The organism is Streptomyces indicus (assembly GCF_900100315.1).
Classification (GTDB): Bacteria; Actinomycetota; Actinomycetes; order Streptomycetales; family Streptomycetaceae; genus Streptomyces; species Streptomyces indicus.
In genome coordinates this window covers 202750-223147 of record NZ_FNFF01000007.1, presented here as the reverse complement: position 1 = coordinate 223147, position 20398 = coordinate 202750, and the positions used below count along the sequence as shown (strand labels likewise).

The 20398-nt window shown below is 70.3% G+C and carries 15 protein-coding genes; 4 read left to right on the top strand and 11 right to left on the bottom strand.

Translation table 11 applies throughout. From position 1 onward, the window contains the following. Positions 1 to 54 precede the first annotated feature (54 nt). Positions 55 to 2580 (top strand): ATP-dependent Clp protease ATP-binding subunit, encoded by a 2526-nt coding sequence (locus BLT97_RS19410; RefSeq protein WP_093611917.1) that lies wholly within the window; start codon positions 55 to 57, stop codon positions 2578 to 2580. Between the two features lie 85 nt (positions 2581 to 2665). Here the strand turns inward: BLT97_RS19410 and BLT97_RS19405 are convergent, their stop codons facing one another. From BLT97_RS19405 to BLT97_RS19385, 5 genes are all read right to left on the bottom strand, one after another. Then, the gene (locus BLT97_RS19405; protein ID WP_245769416.1) at positions 2666 to 5839 is read right to left on the bottom strand and encodes an NACHT domain-containing protein; all 3174 of its coding nucleotides are present in this window, start codon (positions 5837 to 5839) and stop codon (positions 2666 to 2668) included. A 68-nt stretch (positions 5840 to 5907) separates the two neighbouring features. Beyond that, positions 5908 to 6396, bottom strand: a complete 489-nt coding sequence (locus BLT97_RS38555; RefSeq protein ID WP_245769415.1) for a hypothetical protein — start codon at positions 6394 to 6396, stop codon at positions 5908 to 5910. Between the two features lie 11 nt (positions 6397 to 6407). Further along, positions 6408 to 6842 (bottom strand): DUF6892 domain-containing protein, encoded by a 435-nt coding sequence (locus BLT97_RS19395; protein WP_093611915.1) that lies wholly within the window; start codon positions 6840 to 6842, stop codon positions 6408 to 6410. A 52-nt stretch (positions 6843 to 6894) separates the two neighbouring features. Next, positions 6895 to 7275, bottom strand: a complete 381-nt coding sequence (locus BLT97_RS19390) for a helix-turn-helix transcriptional regulator (RefSeq protein WP_245769431.1) — start codon at positions 7273 to 7275, stop codon at positions 6895 to 6897. A gap of 269 nt (positions 7276 to 7544) precedes the next feature. After that, a complete protein-coding gene (locus BLT97_RS19385) occupies positions 7545 to 9176 on the bottom strand; it encodes an MDR family MFS transporter (RefSeq protein WP_093611911.1) in 1632 nt (543 codons plus the stop codon). Positions 9177 to 9339: 163 nt separating this feature from the next. Between BLT97_RS19385 and BLT97_RS19380 the strand changes: the two genes are divergently transcribed. Further along, positions 9340 to 9927: a TetR/AcrR family transcriptional regulator gene (locus BLT97_RS19380; protein WP_093611909.1), complete on the top strand. Its 588-nt coding sequence runs from the start codon at positions 9340 to 9342 to the stop codon at positions 9925 to 9927. 33 nt (positions 9928 to 9960) lie between these two features. Here BLT97_RS19380 and BLT97_RS19375 read toward each other — a convergent pair whose 3' ends face one another. Continuing rightward, complete coding sequence (locus BLT97_RS19375) at positions 9961 to 10629, bottom strand: M23 family metallopeptidase (RefSeq protein WP_093611907.1); 669 nt, start codon at positions 10627 to 10629, stop codon at positions 9961 to 9963. A gap of 541 nt (positions 10630 to 11170) precedes the next feature. Between BLT97_RS19375 and BLT97_RS19370 the strand changes: the two genes are divergently transcribed. Continuing rightward, positions 11171 to 11605: a VOC family protein gene (locus BLT97_RS19370; RefSeq protein WP_093611905.1), complete on the top strand. Its 435-nt coding sequence runs from the start codon at positions 11171 to 11173 to the stop codon at positions 11603 to 11605. A 24-nt stretch (positions 11606 to 11629) separates the two neighbouring features. On the opposite strand, the gene cseC is transcribed toward BLT97_RS19370, so the two are convergent. The 4 genes from cseC to BLT97_RS19350 are packed head-to-tail and all read right to left on the bottom strand — an operon-like array spanning position 11630 to position 15031. Continuing rightward, a complete protein-coding gene (gene cseC, locus BLT97_RS19365) occupies positions 11630 to 13057 on the bottom strand; it encodes a two-component system sensor histidine kinase CseC (protein ID WP_093611903.1) in 1428 nt (475 codons plus the stop codon). A 10-nt stretch (positions 13058 to 13067) separates the two neighbouring features. After that, the gene (cseB, locus tag BLT97_RS19360) at positions 13068 to 13787 is read right to left on the bottom strand and encodes a two-component system response regulator CseB (RefSeq protein ID WP_093611901.1); all 720 of its coding nucleotides are present in this window, start codon (positions 13785 to 13787) and stop codon (positions 13068 to 13070) included. 9 nt (positions 13788 to 13796) lie between these two features. Continuing rightward, positions 13797 to 14504 carry a hypothetical protein gene (locus tag BLT97_RS19355; RefSeq protein WP_425442731.1) on the bottom strand — a complete coding sequence of 236 codons (708 nt, stop codon included), beginning with the start codon at positions 14502 to 14504 and terminating at the stop codon, positions 13797 to 13799. Further along, on the bottom strand, positions 14492 to 15031 hold the full coding sequence (locus BLT97_RS19350; RefSeq protein ID WP_093611899.1) for a SigE family RNA polymerase sigma factor: 540 nt from the start codon (positions 15029 to 15031) through the stop codon (positions 14492 to 14494). Before BLT97_RS19350 ends, BLT97_RS19355 begins: the two co-directional genes overlap by 13 nt. A 528-nt stretch (positions 15032 to 15559) precedes the next feature. Between BLT97_RS19350 and BLT97_RS19345 the strand changes: the two genes are divergently transcribed. Beyond that, positions 15560 to 18952 carry a S8 family peptidase gene (locus BLT97_RS19345; protein WP_342742750.1) on the top strand — a complete coding sequence of 1131 codons (3393 nt, stop codon included), beginning with the start codon at positions 15560 to 15562 and terminating at the stop codon, positions 18950 to 18952. A 98-nt stretch (positions 18953 to 19050) separates the two neighbouring features. Here BLT97_RS19345 and BLT97_RS19340 read toward each other — a convergent pair whose 3' ends face one another. Continuing rightward, complete coding sequence (locus BLT97_RS19340) at positions 19051 to 19980, bottom strand: HhH-GPD family protein (protein ID WP_245769414.1); 930 nt, start codon at positions 19978 to 19980, stop codon at positions 19051 to 19053. Positions 19981 to 20398 lie beyond the last annotated feature (418 nt).

The window sequence follows — 20398 nt, the reverse complement described above, 5'->3', positions numbered from 1 at the left end:
GACAGGGAGGGGACCGACCCCTAACTGCCTGACCGCTCTGAGGAGCGATTAACGATGTTCGAGAGGTTCACCGACCGCGCGCGGCGGGTTGTCGTCCTGGCTCAGGAAGAAGCCCGGATGCTCAACCACAACTACATCGGCACCGAGCACATCCTCCTGGGCTTGATCCACGAGGGCGAGGGTGTCGCCGCTAAGGCCCTGGAGAGCCTCGGGATTTCGCTCGAGGCGGTCCGCCAGCAGGTGGAGGAGATCATCGGGCAGGGTCAGCAGGCTCCGTCCGGGCACATCCCCTTCACCCCCCGTGCCAAGAAGGTCCTGGAGCTGTCGCTCCGCGAGGCCCTTCAGCTGGGCCACAACTACATCGGCACGGAGCACATCCTGCTCGGCCTGATCCGTGAGGGCGAGGGCGTCGCCGCCCAGGTCCTGGTCAAGCTGGGCGCAGACCTCAACCGGGTCCGGCAGCAGGTCATCCAGCTGCTCTCCGGTTACCAGGGCAAGGAGACCGCCACCGCCGGCGGCCCCGCCGAGGGCACGCCCTCGACGTCCCTCGTCCTGGACCAGTTCGGCCGCAACCTCACGCAGGCCGCGCGCGAATCCAAGCTCGACCCGGTCATCGGGCGCGAGAAGGAGATCGAGCGCGTCATGCAGGTCCTGTCCCGCCGTACCAAGAACAACCCGGTCCTGATCGGTGAGCCCGGCGTCGGCAAGACCGCCGTCGTCGAGGGTCTCGCCCAGGCCATCGTCAAGGGCGAGGTGCCCGAGACCCTCAAGGACAAGCACCTCTACACCCTCGACCTCGGCGCGCTCGTCGCCGGTTCCCGCTACCGCGGTGACTTCGAGGAGCGCCTGAAGAAGGTGCTCAAGGAGATCCGCACCCGCGGCGACATCATCCTGTTCATCGACGAGCTCCACACCCTCGTGGGTGCGGGTGCCGCCGAGGGCGCGATCGACGCCGCCAGCATCCTCAAGCCGATGCTGGCCCGCGGTGAGCTCCAGACCATCGGTGCCACCACGCTCGACGAGTACCGCAAGTACCTGGAGAAGGACGCCGCGCTCGAGCGCCGCTTCCAGCCCATCCAGGTCGCCGAGCCGTCGCTGCCGCACACCATCGAGATCCTCAAGGGTCTGCGCGACCGCTACGAGGCCCACCACCGTGTCTCCATCACGGACGAGGCCCTCGTGCAGGCGGCCACGCTGGCCGACCGGTACATCTCGGACCGCTTCCTGCCGGACAAGGCGATCGACCTGATCGACGAGGCCGGCTCCCGGATGCGCATCCGCCGGATGACCGCGCCGCCGGACCTCCGCGAGTTCGACGAGAAGATCGCGGGCGTGCGCCGCGACAAGGAGTCGGCCATCGACTCCCAGGACTTCGAGAAGGCAGCTTCGCTCCGCGACAAGGAGAAGCAGCTGCTCGCCGCGAAGGCCAAGCGCGAGAAGGAGTGGAAGGCCGGCGACATGGACGTCGTGGCCGAGGTCGACGGCGAGCTGATCGCCGAGGTCCTCGCGACCGCCACGGGCATCCCGGTCTTCAAGCTGACGGAAGAGGAGTCTTCCCGACTCCTGCGCATGGAGGACGAGCTCCACAAGCGCGTCATCGGCCAGGAGGACGCCGTCAAGGCGCTCTCCAAGGCGATCCGTCGTACGCGTGCGGGCCTCAAGGACCCGAAGCGTCCCGGTGGTTCCTTCATCTTCGCCGGCCCGTCCGGTGTCGGTAAGACGGAGCTGTCGAAGGCGCTCGCCGAGTTCCTCTTCGGCGACGAGGACGCGATGATCTCCCTCGACATGTCGGAGTTCAGCGAGAAGCACACCGTCTCGCGGCTCTTCGGCTCGCCTCCCGGCTACGTCGGGTACGAAGAGGGCGGTCAGCTCACCGAGAAGGTGCGCCGCAAGCCGTTCTCCGTGGTCCTCTTCGACGAGGTCGAGAAGGCCCACCCGGACATCTTCAACTCGCTGCTCCAGATCCTGGAGGACGGTCGCCTGACCGACTCCCAGGGCCGCGTCGTGGACTTCAAGAACACGGTCATCATCATGACGACCAACCTTGGAACCCGTGACATCTCCAAGGGCTTCAACCTGGGCTTCGCGGCGCAGGGCGACACGAAGACCAACTACGAGCGCATGAAGAACAAGGTCTCGGACGAGCTCAAGCAGCACTTCCGGCCCGAGTTCCTCAACCGTGTCGACGACGTCGTCGTCTTCCCGCAGCTCAGCCAGGAAGACATCCTGCGGATCGTCGACCTGATGATCGCCAAGGTCGACGAGCGCCTGAAGGACCGGGACATGGGCATCGAGCTCTCCCAGTCCGCCAAGGAGCTCCTGGCCAAGAAGGGTTACGACCCGGTCCTGGGCGCGCGGCCGCTGCGTCGCACGATCCAGCGCGAGGTCGAGGACAGCCTGTCGGAGAAGATCCTCTTCGGCGAGCTGCGCCCCGGTCACATCGTGGTCGTGGACACGGAGGGCGAGGGTGAGGAGAAGACCTTCACCTTCCGCGGCGAGGAGAAGTCGGCGCTGCCCGACGTCCCGCCGATCGAGTCCGCCACCGGCGGCTCGGGTCCGAACCTGACGAAGGACGCGTAAGCGTTCGGAGTGAGCTCATGAGGCCGGCCCGGCTGTTCCCTTCGGGGAGCGGCCGGGCCGGTCTTTTTGGTGGGGCGGGTGGCGGTCAGGGGTGGCGGTCGGGGCGGGGGTGGCGCGTGAGCCGGATGCGCTCCGGCAAGGCGTCGGCGTGCCTGACCACGGAGGTATCTCGCACGTTCAGGACCTCCAGACGCGAGCAGGCCGTGAGGGGGGCCAGGTCGATCTCGGAGGCGTTGGTCACCGTGAGGGTCGTGAGTGCGGGCAGCGCCTCGGCCAGACCGCGGGTGTGCACTGTCTCGTGCTCGCCTTGGACCACGAGGGTGCGGACCGTTTCCAGAACGGCGCCCCCGGCCGTAAGGGAGTGGAGTTCGCGGCCCGTCAGGGATACGTATCTCAGCTCCGGCAACCGTGCCAGGGCTCTCCAGTCCTCGGGGCCCGGGAGATTTGTGAGTTCGAGGCCGACGAGACGGAGTCCGGGGAATTCGCCCAGGGCGGCGAGCCCTGTCGTGTCGACGGGCGGATGGACGACCTCCAACGGGGCCTGCCGGGAAAGGTCGGCCAGATCGAGGGACGCCGATACACCGCGCAGACTCGCGGATCTCAAGGAGGTGAGTGTGCGCAGCGGGCCGGAATCGGCGATGGGGGTCTCGTTCACGAACAGGTCTTCCAGCGGAAGCCCGCGCAGGGGCTCCAATGAGGAGATCCTGGGGCACCGGTAGAGCGTGAGACCGCGCAGGTCCGGCAAATCCCGGAGGAATTCCAGTCCGTCCAGGACCGCATTCTCGGCGATCCGCAGGCGCCGTACGGGCATAAGAGCGAGATGCTCCACCAGCTCCGCAGCGGTGAGGTCGCCCACGCAGTCCACGTCGTCGTGGCCGCCGAGGCGGACCAAGGCCGCCAGTTCCGCGGTGGAACGGACGGTGATCGAGGTGAGAGGCTTGAAACGCAGCCCGTCGATGACCTGGGTGGCGTAGGTGTCGGTGTCGAAGTCGACCCAATGCCGGGCGAGTTGGAAGCGTGCGATGCGGTCGTCGCTCGACCGGTACTTCAGCATGCAAGGCAGGGCCGCATCACCGCCGATGAGGCCGGCGGTGTGGATGACGTACGGAGCGGCAGCGGGGTCTGCCAGCTCTTCGGGCCCTGGGAGCAGTTCCAGGACGATCGGGCCGAGGGCCGCGAGCTCGTCGCACTCACGGAAGTCGTACGGAGGGATGAGCCGGGACGCCCGCTCCTCCACCTCTGCCCTTACCTGCGGATCCAGCTTCGCCGCGTGCTCCAGGCAAGCCGTGGCGAGGAGGTGCAGACGGGTGCGGTGGCCCGGCTCCTTGTCGCCGCGCTCGACCAACCCGCGCAGCAGCCGGGCCCGTTCGTCGGGCCGGGCGTGGGCCACGGCCATGCGCAGGACGTCCTCCCACTGGTCCAGGTGCGCCTGTCCGAGGAGCAGGTCGAAGTCGCGCTCCTCCACCGCGGCCCGCGCTCCCAGGTAGTCCTGGAACGTGCGGTGGACGAACTCGACGGTGCCGGTGGCGGGTTCGCGCAGCAGGCCGGAGCGGTCGAGGAGATGGCGCAGCACCGCCTCGGCGTCGCCCTGTTGCGCCACGTACGGCATGGCCGGGAGCAGACGGTCCAGCTGGACGAGGGCGTCCGACCGCTCCATGACCGAACGCCCGTTGCGGATCAGCCAGTACGCGAGTCGCTGGAGCAGTTCGGTCTGGGACTCCTCGTCGAGCTCCAGGCCGGCGCCCGCCATGTCGCGTTCGCGGTCGCGGCGTTCCAGGAGCATCGAGAGTGCGGCGTCGTAGAGGGCCTTGCGGCCGCGGGGCAGGAAGCCGCGGCGTTCGCGGTGCAGGGCGCAGATCAGCGCGCACATCAAGGGGTTGGTGGCCAGGCGGCTCAGGTCCTGTTTGGTGCGGATCGCGTCGAGGAGGGTAGCTGCGAGCGCCGGGTCCGCGCCCGCCGCCTCGTGCCAGCGGTCGATGAAGACCTTGAGGTTCTCGCGGGTCATCGGGGCGAGGGACAGCTCGGTGAACTGCTCGCCGTCCAGCCATTTCTGGCGTACGGCCGACGGACGCGAGGTCACCAGGCACAGGGTGTCGGGATAGGCGGCGAGCAGGTCGGTGAGCCAGCCGCGGGCGCGGGCGCGCTCCTGCTCGGGAACCTCGTCCATGCCGTCGACGAGGAGCAGTCCGCGTCCTGCCGCAAGGACACGGTCCGCCCAGCCCTGCGGTTCGGCGCCGGTGAGCGGGGAGCCGACCGCCCGCAGGAAGTCCGCGGGCGGGGGCAGGTCGGCGCCCTTGCGCGTGAGGGTGCGCAGCGGCAGGACGAACGGGACGCGGCCGATGAGATGGGCGAGGTCGCCGGTGAGGCGGTCCTGTCGGGCCGTGGTCACCGCGAGCCACTGCACGAGCGTGGTCTTGCCGGAGCCGGCGTTGCCGCGCAGCAGGATGCGGGAGCGGCCGGACAGCGCCCGGTCGGCGGGCTGGGCGGCGGACGGGACGGCGGAGGGCGTCCATTCGCCCCTGCCGGCTTCGGCGCCGTCGACGTGTCCGAAGGCGGGCTCCGCGGTGGCCCGCAGGCTCAAGTACGCGGTGTCCAGCGGCCATTGGTCGTTCTCGGTGAGGTCGATCCCGTAGATGGTGAGGCTGCTGTGCTTCTTGGCGATGTGCGCCGCGTACCGCTCCTCGAAACCGGCGTCGATCGCGGACTGGGAGCCGATGCGCTCGACGAGGAGGTCGATGCCCTCGATCAGGTCCCGCAGCTGCCGGCTCTGCTCCACCAGCGTGCGGGCGACGAACGGGGAGCGCCGGCTGAAGAAGTGCAGGATGTGGAGGCAGGCGCTGTCCAGGAGCCGCGCATAGAGGTCCTCGGCGGCCTGGCTCAGCCATCGGACGACCTGGTCGCCGCCCGCCGCGTAGCGCAGGCGCCGGGCCAGGGCCTGGTGGCCGAGGCCCACGGCCTGTACGTCATCGAGGTCCAGGTCGCCCAGCGCGTACAGCGTGCGTTCGAGGGCGTCGGCGACCGCGTCGAGCTCACCGGGGACGTGCCGCTCGCCGGTGCGCCGCACCAACTCCCTTACGAGGCGCTTCAGTTCCTTGGGGCCGAGGGTGCGCTGCTCACCCTTGAAGCTGACGAGGGAGGAAATCCGTACGGGCTTCTCGACCAGACCCGCCCCGGGCCCCGGCTGCGCGAAGAGCTTGCGGACCAGGGGCGCGACGGCGCTCGATGCGACACGGACCCCCACCATTCCCGGATCGACCATGATCCGAGCGTACGTCCAACGCCGTTGTGTCTTCAGGGAGTTGGAGTCCGCAGCCCGGGAGTCTGACCCTAAGTCCGGGCTTCGGAGTCCTTCGCGGGGGTGCGCGCGCCGCCGAGGAAGGCCGCGAGGCCGGTGTCGAAGTCCGTGCCGGACGGGACGAAGAGGACGGTGCGGTCCGGGGCGACGTATGCCTTGCCGCCGCCTCGTCCGGTCTGGACGACGCACACGCCCCGGCCGTCCGGCAGCTCGACGACGTTCACCCTCGCACCCGGTGCGAGGCCGAGGAACGCCTTGCCGGTCTCGGCCAGTTGCTCCGTACCGGCCCTCGGTGCCGGGGGCGGGCCGGTCACGCGTTGCCTCAGCTCCCGGGGCTTGCAGCCGCACCCGCCGGGTGGCCAGGCGCGCGGGCTCGCCGCGCCCTGCTCGGGGAAGCACGCCGCCTCGTTGCTGTGCACGTGGAACTGCCCCGGGCAGGGCGGGCCGCCCAGGGCCGGTCGCCCGCACACGATCTCGCGTCGGCAGTACGCACACAGCATGACCGCTCGTCCGGGTGCCATGTCCACGCCCCTCAGCTCGCCTCGATGCCGCGGGCCGCGAAGGTCTCCCACTTGCCCGGTGCGACCAGCACACCGTCGTGCACGGCGGTGACGCGCTTCAGGTTCGGCAGCAGCGCGAGGTCGTCCAGGGAGCGGATGTCGAAGAGGTCGTCCTCGCCGCCCCAGGCCGGGGCGCAGTGCCGGTAGATCTCCTGGCCGGCGTCGAAGCAGAGCAGATCGACCTCGGCCAGGAGCTCGTCCGCGATCACCAGTTCCTCGAAGAAGGTGCGCGACTCGTCGAGGATCTCGTCGTCGATGTCGTTCTCCAGCACGTACACCGCGGGTATCTCGATGCCCCGCTCCCGCATGCGGGTATCGAGATCGAAGGCGGGCGTGAGGAGACCCTGCCGGTACATGAGCACGTCGATCACGACGAGCTTCAAGTTGAAGTCCTTGAACGCGGCCATGCGGCAGAACTATCACGCGCCTCCGACACCGCCCGTGCCTGCCGTCCGGGCGCTAGGAGTCCGCCCGGCGGTGCCGCTCCCGGCCCGGGAAGCCGCCCGCGTACAGCAATGCATAGCAGCCGGGGATCAGGGCGGCGCCGCGGCCGACGTTCTTCGACCGGTACGCGCTCGGCGTGAGGCCCGTCTGCTGTTTGAAGCGGGTGGAAAAGGTGCCCAGGCTGCTGAAGCCGACCAGCATGCAGATCTCCGTGACGGAGAGGTCCGCCGTGCGCAGCATCTCCTCGGCCCGCTCGATGCGGCGGCGCGACAGGTACTGGCCCGGCGTCTCTCCGTATACGGCCTTGAAGGCCCGTACGAAATGGAAGCGCGAGTAGCCGGCGTGGGCGGCCACCGCGTCCAGGTCGAGCTCCGGGTCCGACCAGTCGCGGTCCATCGCGTCCTTGGCCAGGCGCAGCTGCCGCAGGTGGGTCAGGTGCGGGGTCACGGGGGTGACGTCCGGGGGCGGGGGAGCGGGTGGCGGCGGTTCCGGGGCCATGACTCGATGCTGGCACGCGGGACTGACAACGGCGTCCCGCAGGATGCGCCGTACACAGCACGAAGCCCCCGCGCGCAGCACGAAGCCCCCGGCGACCACCTGCGCCGCACGAAGCCCCCGGCGACCAGAGGTCACCGGGGGCTTCGTCGGCCGGGCTGGGCCAGGGGTCAGACGGTCTCCGCTACGGCCGCCTTGTCCCGGGTGTCCCGAGATTCCACCGGAGCGTCCCCACCCTCCGCGGATGCCTCGGCCGGCTTGGGGCCCGCCCCCTTGAGCGGGATCTCCTTGACGAAGAAGGCCGCGATCAGCGCGATCACCGTGATGCCCGCGCCGAGCAGGAAGGCGAGGTGCGTGCCCGAGGACACCGCGAACTCGTAGGCCTCGCGGGCCTGGGCCGGCAGGCCCTTCAGCTGCTCGGGGGTGAGCTGGGCGTTCTGCAGCTCGGCGGCGCCGCGCGAGGCCATCTCGTGCAGGACCCGGTTGTTGAACAGCGCGCCCATGATCGCGACACCGAAGGAGGAGCCGAGCGTACGGAACAGGGTGGCCGACGAGGAGGCCACGCCCATGTCCTTCATCTCCACGCTGTTCTGCGCCACGAGCATCGTGATCTGCATCAGGAAGCCCATGCCGGCGCCGAGCACCGCCATGTAGACACCGGAGGTGACCTGCGAGGTCCCGGTGTCCATGGTCGACAGCAGGAACATGCCGACGATCATCAGGACGCCGCCGACGATCGGGAAGATCTTGTACTTGCCGGTGTTGGTGGTGATCCGGCCGACGACCAGCGAGACGACCATCATCGACAGCAGCATCGGCAGCAGGAGCAGGCCGGAGTTGGTGGCCGACGCGCCCTGCACGGACTGCTGGTAGAGCGGCAGGAACAGGGTCGCGCCGAACATCACGAAGCCGACCAGGAAGCCGATGACGGCCATCAGCGAGAAGTTGCGGCTGCGGAAGATGTGCAGCGGCAGGATCGGCTCGGCCGCCTTCGTCTGCCAGCCGATGAACGCGGCCAGCGAGACGACGCCGAGGACGGCGAGGCCGATGATCTGGCCCGAGCCCCAGGCGTACTCCGTACCGCCCCAGGTCGTGACCAGGACGATCGCGGTGATGCCGACGGTCAGGAGCGCGGCGCCGAGATAGTCGATCCGGGCCTGCGCGCGCTTCTTCGGCAGGTGCAGGACGGCGGTGACGGCGATCAGGGCGAGGATGCCGAGCGGCAGGTTGATGTAGAAGGTCCAGCGCCAGTTCAGGTGGTCGGTGATGACGCCGCCGACCAGCGGTCCGCCGATCATGGCGAGCGCCATGACGCCGGCCATCATGCCCTGGTACTTGCCGCGCTCACGCGGCGGGATCAGGTCGCCGATGATCGCCATGACGCCGACCATCAGGCCGCCGGCGCCCAGGCCCTGGATCGCGCGGAAGCCGATCAACTGGCCCATGTCCTGGGCCATTCCGGAGAGTCCGGAGCCGATCAGGAAGATCACGATGGACGTGAGGAAGGTGCCCTTCCGCCCGTACATGTCGCCGAGCTTGCCCCAGATCGGGGTCGAGGCGGCGGTGGCCAGCGTGTACGCGGTGACCACCCACGAGAGGTGCTCGAGGCCGCCGAGCTCGCCGACGATCGTCGGCATCGCGGTGCCGATGATCATGTTGTCCAGCATCGCGAGCAGCATCGCGATCATGAGTGCGCCGAGCACGACGCGCACGCTGCGCTGCTTCGGTTCCTTCTCCGCCACGCCCTGCGGGGCTATGCCCGCGCTGTCCTGCGGGGCCGTCCCCGCGCTCTGGGTCGCCATCCCCATCACTTCCCTGTCCCCGGCACTTACTTGCCGCCCGGCTAGTTCGCTACGATGTGAAGGTAGCTGGGCAACTAGCCGGGCGTCAAGTAAGTTTGTGTTGACCCTGGCTCCGCCCTTGGACCTAGGGCTTCGGGGCCACTGGGGCAGGCAGGAGAGAGCCATGACGAGCAGTACGCGGCAGCCCCGCCGGGGCGACACCCGCAAGCGCATCCAGGACGTCGCGCTGGAGCTCTTCGCCGAGCAGGGGTACGAGAAGACCTCGCTGCGCGAGATCGCCGAGCGGCTCGAAGTGACGAAGGCGGCGCTCTACTACCACTTCAAGACCAAGGAAGACATCCTCATCAGCGTCTTCGAGGACCGCACGCGGCCCATCAGGGAGCTGGTGGAGTGGGCGGAGGGGCAGCCGCACGGCCTGGAGACCAAGAAGGAGGTCCTGCGGCGCTACAGCGGGATCGTCATGGACGCCGGGCCCATCTTCCGCTTCATGCAGGAGAACCAGGCGACGGTACGGGAGCTGAGCATCGGCGAGATGTTCAAGGACCGGATCCTGGAGCTGATGGCGATCCTGAAGGAGCCGGATGCGCCCCTGGTCGACCAGGTCCGCTGCGTCAGCGCGCTGATCACGATGCACGCCGGGAACTTCCACCTCCAGGACGCCGAAGGCGACCCCGAGGACAAGCGTGCCGCTGTCCTCGAGGTCGCCATCGATCTCGTCACCCGGGCCCACGCGGGCCACGGCGAGCAGTAGTTCAGTCGTCCCCGGTGGAGGTGTCGGGGTGGATCAGACCGTGACGCCGAGCGAGCGCAGGTAGGCGACGGGGTTGATCGCGGAGCCGTAGTTCGGGGTCGTACGGATCTCGAAGTGCAGGTGCGGACCGCTGGAGTTGCCGGTGTTGCCGGACAGGGCGATCTGCTGGCCGGTGTTCACCTTCTGGCCGACGCGGACCTGGATCTTCGACAGGTGGGCGTACTGCGAGTACTTGCCGTTGTCGTGCTTGATCACGATGGCGTTGCCGTACGCGGGACCGTCGCCGGCGCCGTTCGGGCCGGCCTTGACGACCGTACCGGCGTGCACGGAGTCCACCGGGGTGCCGACCGGCACCGCGAAGTCCTGGCCGGAGTGCTTGTGCGCCCACATGCCGCCCGCCTGCGCGAAGCTCGCGGTCAGCGTGTAGTCGTCGACCGGGTCCTCCCAGCCGGCGGCCTTCTTGGCCGCGGCCTGCTGGGCGGTGCCGGCCGACTTCGCCTGGGCGGCGGCCTGCGCCTTGAGGCTCGTCACCTGGGTGGCGGTGACATCCTGCAGCGCGTCGCCGGCTGCCTCGTCCGCTGCCGTGGCGACCCCTGCTCCGAGCAGCGTGGTGGCTGCGAGACCGGCGGTCACGGCGGCTGCGGTGACGCGGGTACGGGAGAACAGGGGGCCGGGTATGTGGGACTTGGCGCGCTTCGACATCGCGTTTCCTCCAGGGGCTGCGGCTCGGGGACGTGAGCGTGGCCTGACATGAACGGACCCGGTCGCGAAGGCCTCGTCGAGGACCGCACGGCCGGGGTGGCCATCCCTTGGTAACCCGCCGGGACGCCTCAGCCCAAACCCCTCATCTACTACGCAACCTCGTAAACCGGACGAGGGCTGCCCGGCCCTTGACGGGTCGGGGCGGCCTGCGCGCCGGTTCGCCGGTTTTCTCCGCAAACTTTGTCGTACGCAGGTTTAGTCGCACTTCGCGGGGGCGCCTGAGGCGAGATTTCCGTTGCCGGCTCTTGGTCACGGGCAAATGGGACATATGGTCCAGCCCTCGCGGGACCAAAGTCCCGGCCTCGAGGACCCGGCGTTCCACTATTCCGGGTAGTAACGGACAAAACGCCTGTGCGTCATGTCACGAGGGGACGGAACGCGTTGAGACCTGGGTCACCGCAATTTTGGAGAAGCCCCGCTCGAAGGGTGCTGCCTACCGTGAAACCACGGAATCCACCGCCACACGACAGGAGCGGCAGCCATGATCAAGGGACTCGCCATCAGCACCGTCTGGACGCTCGACCAGGAGCGGACCAAGACCTTCTTCACCGAGAAGCTCGGCTTCGAGGTGCGCACCGACCTCGCCATGGGCGACATGCGCTGGATCACCGTCGGCGCCAAGGACCAGCCCGAGGTCGAGCTCGCCCTGATGCGGCCGGACGGTCCCGGCGCCGACCCGGAGACCGCCAAGGCGCTCACCGAGCTCGTGACCAAGGGGGCGATCGGCGCCGGGGCCTTCACGACGGACGACTGCCGCCGGGACTACGAGGAGTTCAAGGCGAAGGGCGTGGAGTTCCTGCAGGAGCCCCAGGAGCGTCCGTACGGGATCGAGGCGATCTTCCGCGACGACAACGGGAACTGGTACTCGCTGACCGAGCGCAACGAGGAGCTGGACTTCTCGAAGTCCTGGGGCTGACCGCGGGCGCCCCGGCGCGCCCGCTCACTTCTGCGGCGGCAGCTGAAGGATCGGGAAGCTCCCCGTGTTCGTCGGCGCGTGCTCCGGCAGCCACAGGACCGCCACCGCGCCCTCGACCGGCCCGCCCTCCGAGCCCACGTTGCGGAAGGTCAGCCGGGCGCCGAGCACCCGGGCCTGGCCCGCCGCGATGGTGAGCCCGAGGCCGTGGCCGTGCCCGGCGCGGTCGCTGCTGCCCGTACGGAAGCGGCTCGGGCCGTCCGCGAGCAGCTCCGGCGGAAACCCGGTGCCGTGGTCGCGGACCCGGATCACGCGGCCCTCGACGAACACCTCGATGGGCCCCTTGCCGTGCTTGGCCGCGTTGGCGAGGAGATTGCCGATGATCCGCTCCAGGCGCCGCGGGTCCGTGGTGACCTCGGACTCGTGCAGCACCTGCACGGCGACGTCGGGGAACGCGATGCCCACCCGGCGCCGTACGAACTCGCCGAGCATCAGGTCCTGCAGCTCGGCCCGCTCGGACGCGCCGTCCAGGCGCGCCACCTCCAGGACGTCCTCGACCAGGGTGCGCAGCGCCTGCGCGCGGTCCTTGACCAGCTCGCTGGGGCGGCCGGGCGGCAGCAGCTCGGCCGCCGTCAGCAGGCCGGTGACCGGGGTGCGCAGCTCGTGGGCGATGTCGGCGGTGACGCGGCGCTCGGCCTCGTAGCGCTGCTTGAGCGCGTCGGCCATCGCGTCCACCGCGCTGGCCAGGTCGTCCGTCTCGTCGCGGACCACACCGCCGATGGCCTCGCGCACGCGGACCTCGGTCTGGCCCTGGGCCACCTTGTTCGCCGCGGTGGCCGCCTGGCGCAGCCGGCGCGAGAACTGGCCGCCGATCAGCACGCCGAGCGCGCTGCCGCCCACGACCACCGCGATCGAGCCGATCACGAGCGCCTGGTCGAGGTCACTCATGATGCTCGCGCTGCGGTCGGTGAACTTGCTGTGCAGGGACAGGACGTGCCCGTCGCCGGCCGGCATCGCGGCCCAGATGTCGGGCGGGCCGTCCTCGTTCTCTTGGACGTAGGTGGCGCGCCGGCCCTCGGCCGCCTTGTCCTTGAGCTCGGCGGGCAGGGCGGGGTCGTCGAGCCGGGTGTTGAACTGGGTGCGCTTGGTCGACTCGTAGATCCGCTGCGCGAACACGATCCGCTCGTCCTGCACATCGCGCGCGTTGTCCAGCATCGAGACCTTGGCCGCGTTGTGCACGACCAGGCTGAGCGTGACGGCCACCAGCGCCCCGACCAGGGCGATGGCGACGCTGAGCTTCCAGCGCAGACCCGTGCGCATCCCGTGCGTGAGGCGCTGCTTGAGCCGCTGGGCGCCTGCGGTGAGGCGGGCCGTGCGCGGAGCGCCGGCGGCAGGAGTACGGCTCGTCCCCGGAGCCGTTCTGCGGGCGGTCCCCTGAGCCCCCGTGCGGTTCATCCCTGTGCGCTCATCCCTTGAGCTTGTAGCCGAAGCCGCGGACCGTCTCGATGCGGTCCTGGCCGATCTTCGTGCGCAGCCGCTGCACGTGGACGTCCACGACGCGGGTGTCGCCGCCCCAGCCGTAGTCCCAGACGCGCTCCAGGAGCTTGTCGCGGGACAGCACGGTGCCGGGCGCGTGCGAGAACTCCAGGAGCAGGCGCATCTCGGTGGGCGTCAGGGCCACGGGCTCGCCGCCTTTGGTGACCTCCATGCCCTCGGTGTCGATCTCCAGATCGCCGAAGGACAGCACCCCCGAGCCGGCCTGCACCGGCTCCTCGCCGCCGGCCGTCCCCCCGTTCGGGCCGCCGGCGTGCCCGAAGCGGCGCAGGACCGCGCGGATCCGGGCGACCAGGACGGCGCCGTCGAAGGGCTTGGTCACGTAGTCGTCGGCGCCGGCTTCGAGGCCGAGCACCACGTCGATGGAGTCGGCGCGCGCGGACAGCATGATCACCGGCACGGTGGACTCGTCGCGGATACGGCGGCACAGCGAGACCCCGTCGAGCCCCGGCACCATCACGTCGAGCAGCGCGATGTCGGGCCGCTCCGCGCGGAAGGCCTCCAGGCCGGACAGGCCGTCGGGCATGGCGGTGACGTCGAAGCCGTCGCGTTCGAGGGCGAGCTGTGTGGCCTCGCGGATGACGTCGTCGTCCTCGACGAACAGCACGCGCGTCTTGCTCTGATCGGCCATCGCCTGCTCTCAGTTCTCCTCGGGCGGCGCGGCCTCCGGCCCGTTCACCGCATTGCTGTAGTCGTTGTGCGTCCGGTCCGTCTCCTTGAACCGGTCCCCCTGCCAGCGATACGTGATGACCTCCTCGCTGGAGGGGTAGGCCACCGGGTCGTCCTCGGCGTACAGCTGCCGGTAGACGACCAGATCACCCTGGTCGATCTCGCCGTAAACCGGTGGTTCCTCGGCCTTGAAGACATTCTGGTACTTCTTGCCGTCCGCGCGATAGACGTAACTGCCCACGCCGATGGCATCTCCGCAGGTCATCACGTTGACCACGACATCGTCGGACGATCCCCCGGTCAGGTTGCCGTAGGAGACGTCGACGGGATAGGCGTCCTTGAAGCAGGGCTTCAGATCGGCCCGTACGCGGGCGCTGACCTTCGGGTCGTCCTTGACGAGGGCGACCGCGTCCACCGTGGTCAGGTGCTTCTCGGCCGGTGCCGGGGAGGCGCTGGTCTTCGGTGCGTGCTCGCCCGCCACCTCGGCCGCGCCCTCGTCGCGGGTGCCGGTGCCGCCGGTGCCGCAGGCCGTCGCGGCCACCGCACACAGCGCGAGGGCGGCGAGCCCGGCCGTGGCCGTGCTCCCCGCCTTGCGCCTGCGCCGGCCGGGGGCCGTCCCCGCCCCCGCCGTACGCCCGCCCGGATCCTCCGGGCTGCTGCCGCCGCTCAGGCCGCGCAACGCTCCTGCTCCTCACGCTCCAGGAATCGCCCATCGAGGTCCCGGCTCTCCAGCTCTTGACGCAGCCGGGCGAGCGCGCGGTGCAGCGTGCTCTTGACCGTGCCGGCCGACATGCCGAGCGCCTCGGCCGTCTCCTCGGTGGACATCTGCTCCCAGTGTCGCAGCACGACCACGCTGCGCTGCTTGGGGGCGAGCACCTTCAGGACGTCCATGAGGAGCGCGCGGTCGGCGTGCTGCTCGGTGGAGTCGTCCATGCCGGTGTCGGGCAGCTGCTCGGTCGGCACCTCTTCGATACGCCGGGAGCGCCACCACTCCGTACGCGTATTGATCATGACGCGGCGCAGATAGGCGTCCGCGAGCCGCTTGTCGGCTATGCCGTCCCAGCGGTGGTAAGTGCGGACCAGAGCGGTCTGCAGCAGGTCCTGCGCGTCGAGCGGGTCGGGGACCAGACGGCGTGCGCTGCGCAGCAGGGCGTCCTGCCGCGTCCGTACGTACTCTTCGAACTCGAGCACCTCGCCGTGCGCCATTCCAACCGCCTCCGTTCCGTCCCCGAACGCTTCCTCGAACCGCTTCGTGAAGGTGGAACCCGATCTCTCCCGGCTCCGTCTTCGACGCTACGGAGGCGGTGTAACGGGGATTCGCGAACGAGCCTGCGGTGGCCGCACGGCTGGCCCTCGGTTGTGTAACAGAAGTACGGGGTGCGTAAAGGGGCGCCTCGTATGCCCGGTTTCAGGGGGTCTCGAAGGGGGTGCGAGCCACCCTCGGTCCCGTCCTGAACCGCCGCTCCCTGCCGTTTGCGGCCATCACCCCGCGCGTCCTCGCCGGTGCACCCCGTAGCCGTAGGCCAAGACCGGGAAAAAGCTTTCCCGGCAAACGTGGGCTAACGGTATACCGCTACCGTCGAACCTATTGATCACCCCGGAGGGCGCCTGAATACTGCGCCGCGCAAGCAACTTCTGGCGCAGCAGCGCCGGTTGTCGCCGGCGGTTCGACTCGCCAGTGCACGACGGTCGGGGGCTCGCCATGCGGCGACGACCCGACCCGTAAGGATTCACGTGCGAAGCCAGGCGAGAAGACCAGGCCTCGTCGCCTTGGCCGCCACCGCGGCCCTGGCGATGACAGCAGGAGCCGCCGCACCGGCGGGCGCGGCCGGCACCCCGGGCGCCCCGACGGCTGCCCGGGCCACCAAGGCGCAGGAAGACAAGGCGCAGCAGAAGGCGCCGAAGAGGAAGGCGGTCCCGCACCGCGTCCGGCTCATCACCGGCGACACCGTCGAGGTGACCGAGGGGCGCGTCACCGGATTCCACCCGGCGAAGGGCCGCGAGGGCATACCCGTCAGCGTGCGCAGCCACGGCGCGCACGAGTACGCCGTACCGCTGGACGCCCAGCGCCTGATCTCCCGAGGCAGGCTCGACCGGCGCCTGTTCGACGCGACCGCCCTGAGCACCGCGGACGCGCGGGCGGCGTACAGGAAGGGCCTGAAGGTCATCGTCGGCTACCAGGGCGAGGCCCCCGCGGCCCGCGCCCAGGTCGACGACGCGGGCGCCACCACCATCCGCCGCACCCTCGCGTCCCTGAACGCGGAGGCCGTCACGACCCCCGCGCAGGACCTGCCGCGGCTGTGGCAGGCGCTCACCGCCGCGTCCGACAACGCTGTCAGCACCACCACCGCCTCCGGCATCGCCAAGATCTGGCTCGACGGCCAGGTCAAGGCCCAACTCGACGTCTCCGTCCCGCAGATCGGCGCCGACAAGGCCTGGGCGGCCGGCTACGACGGCACGGGCGTGAAGGTCGCCGTCCTCGACACCGGCGTCGACGAGACCCACCCCGAACTCGCCGGGCAGCAGCTGGTCGAGAAGAACTTCTCCACCTCGGCCGACACCAAGGACCGCCAGGGCCACGGCACCCACGTCGCCTCGACCATCGCGGGCAAGGGCGTGCAGTACAAGGGCGTCGCGCCCGGCGCGCGGCTCATCGACGGCAAGGTGCTCAACGACCAGGGCAGCGGCTCCGAGTCGGACATCATGGAGGCCATCGAGTGGGCGGCCGCCGAGGGCGCCGACATCGTCAACATGAGCCTCGGCGGCCCGGACGCCCCCGGCGTCGAGCCGCTCGAAGAGGTGGTCAACCGGTACACCGAGCAGGGCGTCCTGTTCGCGATCGCGGCCGGTAACGAGGGCCCCGGCGAGAAGACCGTCGGCACCCCGGGCGCCGCCGAGGGCGCGCTCACCGTCGCCGCCGTGGACAAGAGCGACAAGCTCGCGGACTTCTCCAGCCGCGGCCCGCTCGTCGGCGACGCGGGCATCAAGCCCGACGTCTCCGCCCCCGGCGTGGACATCACCGCCGCCTCGGCCCCCGGGAACTCCATCGCCGAGGAGTACGGCGAGAACCCGCCCGGCTACATGACCATTTCGGGTACGTCGATGGCCACCCCGCACGTCGCGGGCGCCGCCGCCCTGCTCAAGCAGCAGCACCCGGCCTGGAAGGCCGCCCAGCTCAAGGGAGTTCTGACGGCCTCCGCCAAGGATGTCGGCCACACGGCCTTCGAGCAGGGCGCGGGCCGCATCCAGTCGGACCGGGCCCTCGCGCAGACCGTCCACGCGACGCCCGTCTCCCTGGACTTCGGCACCGCACAGTACCCGCACGAGGACGACGAGCCGGTCACGAAGACCCTCACGTACAAGAACGAGGGCACGGCCGACGTCACCTTCGACCTCACCGCCGGCGGCAAGGGCCCGGACGGCACGCCCGCCCCCGCGGGCATGTTCACGGTCAGCCCGGCGCGACTCACCGTCCCCGCGGGCGGCACCGCCGAGGCCGCCGTCACCGCCGACACCAAGGTGGAGGCACCGAACGGCGCCTACAGCGGGGCCGTCGTCGCCACCGCCGAGGGCCAGAGCGTACGCAGCGCCTTCGCGGTCAACCGCGAAATCGCCTCCTACCCGGTCGAGTTGAAGAACCTCGGACGCGACGGGCAGGCGGCGAAGCACTTCCAGACCTACGTCACCGAGCTCAGCGATCAGTACGAGGTCAAGGAGTTCGAGCTCGACGAGACCAGCGACTCCAGCACGCTGCGGCTGCCGGCCGGCGAGTACACCGTCCAGTCGATGATCATCGAGGACCGCGCCGACCTGTCGAAGGGCCTGGACTGGATCGCCCAGCCCAAGCTCGTCGTCACCGACAAGGGCAGCTCCCTCACCCTGGACGCGCGGACGGCGAAGCCGGTGGACATCACGGTGCCCGACGGCGAGGCCACGCCCGACCAGGCCTTCATGTCGTACGGCGTGAAGAAGGGCTACCGGGACAACCGGTTCGCCTGGCAGCTGGACACGTATGACAACGTGCGCACGGCCCACCTCGGCCCCGAGCTCACGGACGGCTCGCTGAGCCAGGTCTGGGACGCCGACTTCGTCAAGGGCGAGAACACCCAGTACTCCCTGGTCTACGGCGGCACGGTCACGCGCCTCGGCGACGGCTACACCAAGCACGCCGCCGAGCGCGAACTGGCCCATGTCGACGCGGGTCTTGGCACGCTCGCCGCCGGCAAGACCGGGTGGATCTCCGCCGGCGGCTTCGTCAGGATCGGCGGCAGCTCGGTCCAGGGCTACACCTCGGGCCGGTTCACCGAGGCGCCGATGCGGCAGCACCTGTACCTGTCCACCGAGAACGACGCCACCTGGTACCTCAACGCCGACCAGATCGGCGACCCGCTGCCGAACGGCTGGCTGCCCACCGAAGTCGGCTACACGGTCTCCGGGAAGAAGTTCGAGGCCGGCCGCACCCACCGCACCGACTTCAACACCGGTGTCTTCGGGCCGGTGTTCGACGAGGAGGAGCGCGCCGGGATCACCCGCTCCGGCGACACGCTCTACGCCTTCCTCTCCATGTTCGCGGACGGGGACGGCCACGAGACCGGGATCTTCTCCGACATCGACCCGCCCGAGGCCACCACGACCCTCCACCGCAACGGCGAGAAGATCGCGGAGAGCGACAACGACCTGAGCTTCGCCTCGTTCGCCGTGCCGGCCGAGGACAGCGCGTACACGCTGACCACGACCCAGATCCGCGATCCGCGGTACTTCTGGGCGGGCACGCGCATCGACGCGAGCTGGAGCTTCCGCTCCAAGTCCGGCGACTCGGGCTGGGTGCCCGCCTCCACCGTCCGCTTCCACCCGGCCGTGGACCTGGAGTCGAAGGTCAAGGCCCACCGCCCGCTGCTCATCCCGTACGAGATCCAGGGCGCGGCGGCCGGAGACAACCTCAAGTCCCTGAAGATCGAGGCCTCTTACGACGGCGGCGAGCACTGGGTGACGGCACCGGCCCTCCTCGGCCGGGCCGCCGTCCTCGCCCCCGCCAAGGGCAAGGGCATCACGCTCCGCGCGACCGTCGTGGACCGGCAGGGCAACACCTCGAAGCTGACCTTCCACAACGCGTTCCTGGGCCGCTGATCCTTCAGCCGCCCCTGCGGAACACACCTGCGGCCGGGCACCCACCAGGTGCCCGGCCGCAGCGAGCCGTCCGTCCTCAGGCCCTCTTCAGGCCCTCCTCAGGCCGTGGGCAGCCGGTACAACCCGCCCTCCATCGGCTCCACCAGACCATCCGCCACCAGCCCGTCGAGGGCACGGGCCCGCTGCACCGGCTCGTCCCACACCCGGTCGAGCACGTCCTGCGGCACGGGCGCCACGGCCTCGCGCAGCACGGCGAGCAGCTTGCCGCGCACCTGCCGGTCGGTGCCCGCGTACGTCTGCCCGCGGCGCGGCGGCCCCTGATGCTCGGGCTTGCCCGCCTGCAGCCACGCACACTGCGCGGCGATCGGACACTTCCCGCACTCCTCGCCCTTCGCCGTGCACACCAGGGCGCCGAGCTCCATCGAGGCGGCGGCCCAGCGCGCGGCGGTGGCCTCCTCCTCGGGCAACAGCTCGCGGGCCAGGCGCCGTTCGGCCGCGGTGGTCGCGTTCGGCGGGTAGCGCACGCCGGTCACCGCGCGGGCGAAGACCCGGCGCACGTTGGTGTCGAGCACGGCATGCCGCTGCCCGTACGCGAAGGAGGCGACGGCCGCCGCGGTGTACTCGCCGATGCCGGGCAGCGCGAGCAGTTGGGCGTGCTTCGTCGGTACGTCGCCGCCGTGCCGCTCCGTTATGGCGACGGCGGCGCCGTGCAGCCGCAGCGCACGCCGCGGGTAGCCGAGCCGGCCCCAGGCGCGCACGGCCTCGCCCGGCGCCTCCTTCGCGAGGTCGGCGGGCCGCGGCCAGCGCGCGAGCCACTGCTCGTACACGGGAAGGACCCGGTTCACGGGCGTCTGCTGCAGCATGAACTCGCTGACCATCACGCCCCAGGCACCGGCATCGGGCCGGCGCCAGGGCAGGTCGCGGGCATGGGTGTCGAACCAGGCGATCACCTGCCGGTGCAGGGCCTCGTGCCCGGTGGACTCGGTGGGGGTGTCGGGCGTCTGGGTGGAGAGTGCGGTCGCAGTCATGACACCGGCGATCCTCCCACGGTCGGCCCGGGTTCCGGAGGGTGACGCCGCCGGGCGCGGGGTCATCGCACCCGCACCCGCGGCCCGGCCGTGCCGGTTGCGCGTAAGGCGCACCCCCCATTGCACCCGCACCCGCAGCCGCGCTCCGGGCGGAAGGGGACGGGGCGGAGGTGTAGGTGACGCGCCCCCTCACCGGCAGGCAGCCGCGCGACCGTCGGAAGGGGACGCGGCGGAGGTGTAGGTGACGCGCACCCTCACCGGCCCGCAGCCGCACGACCGTCGGAAGGGGACGGGGAGGGGTGCCGGTTACACGGGCGCCCCCGACCCGGACGTGCACGCTCGCAGACCTGCGGCGCCATTGCCCGTGTAACCGGTACCCCGGACCGGCACCGACCCCAAACGAACGGGAACGCGGATC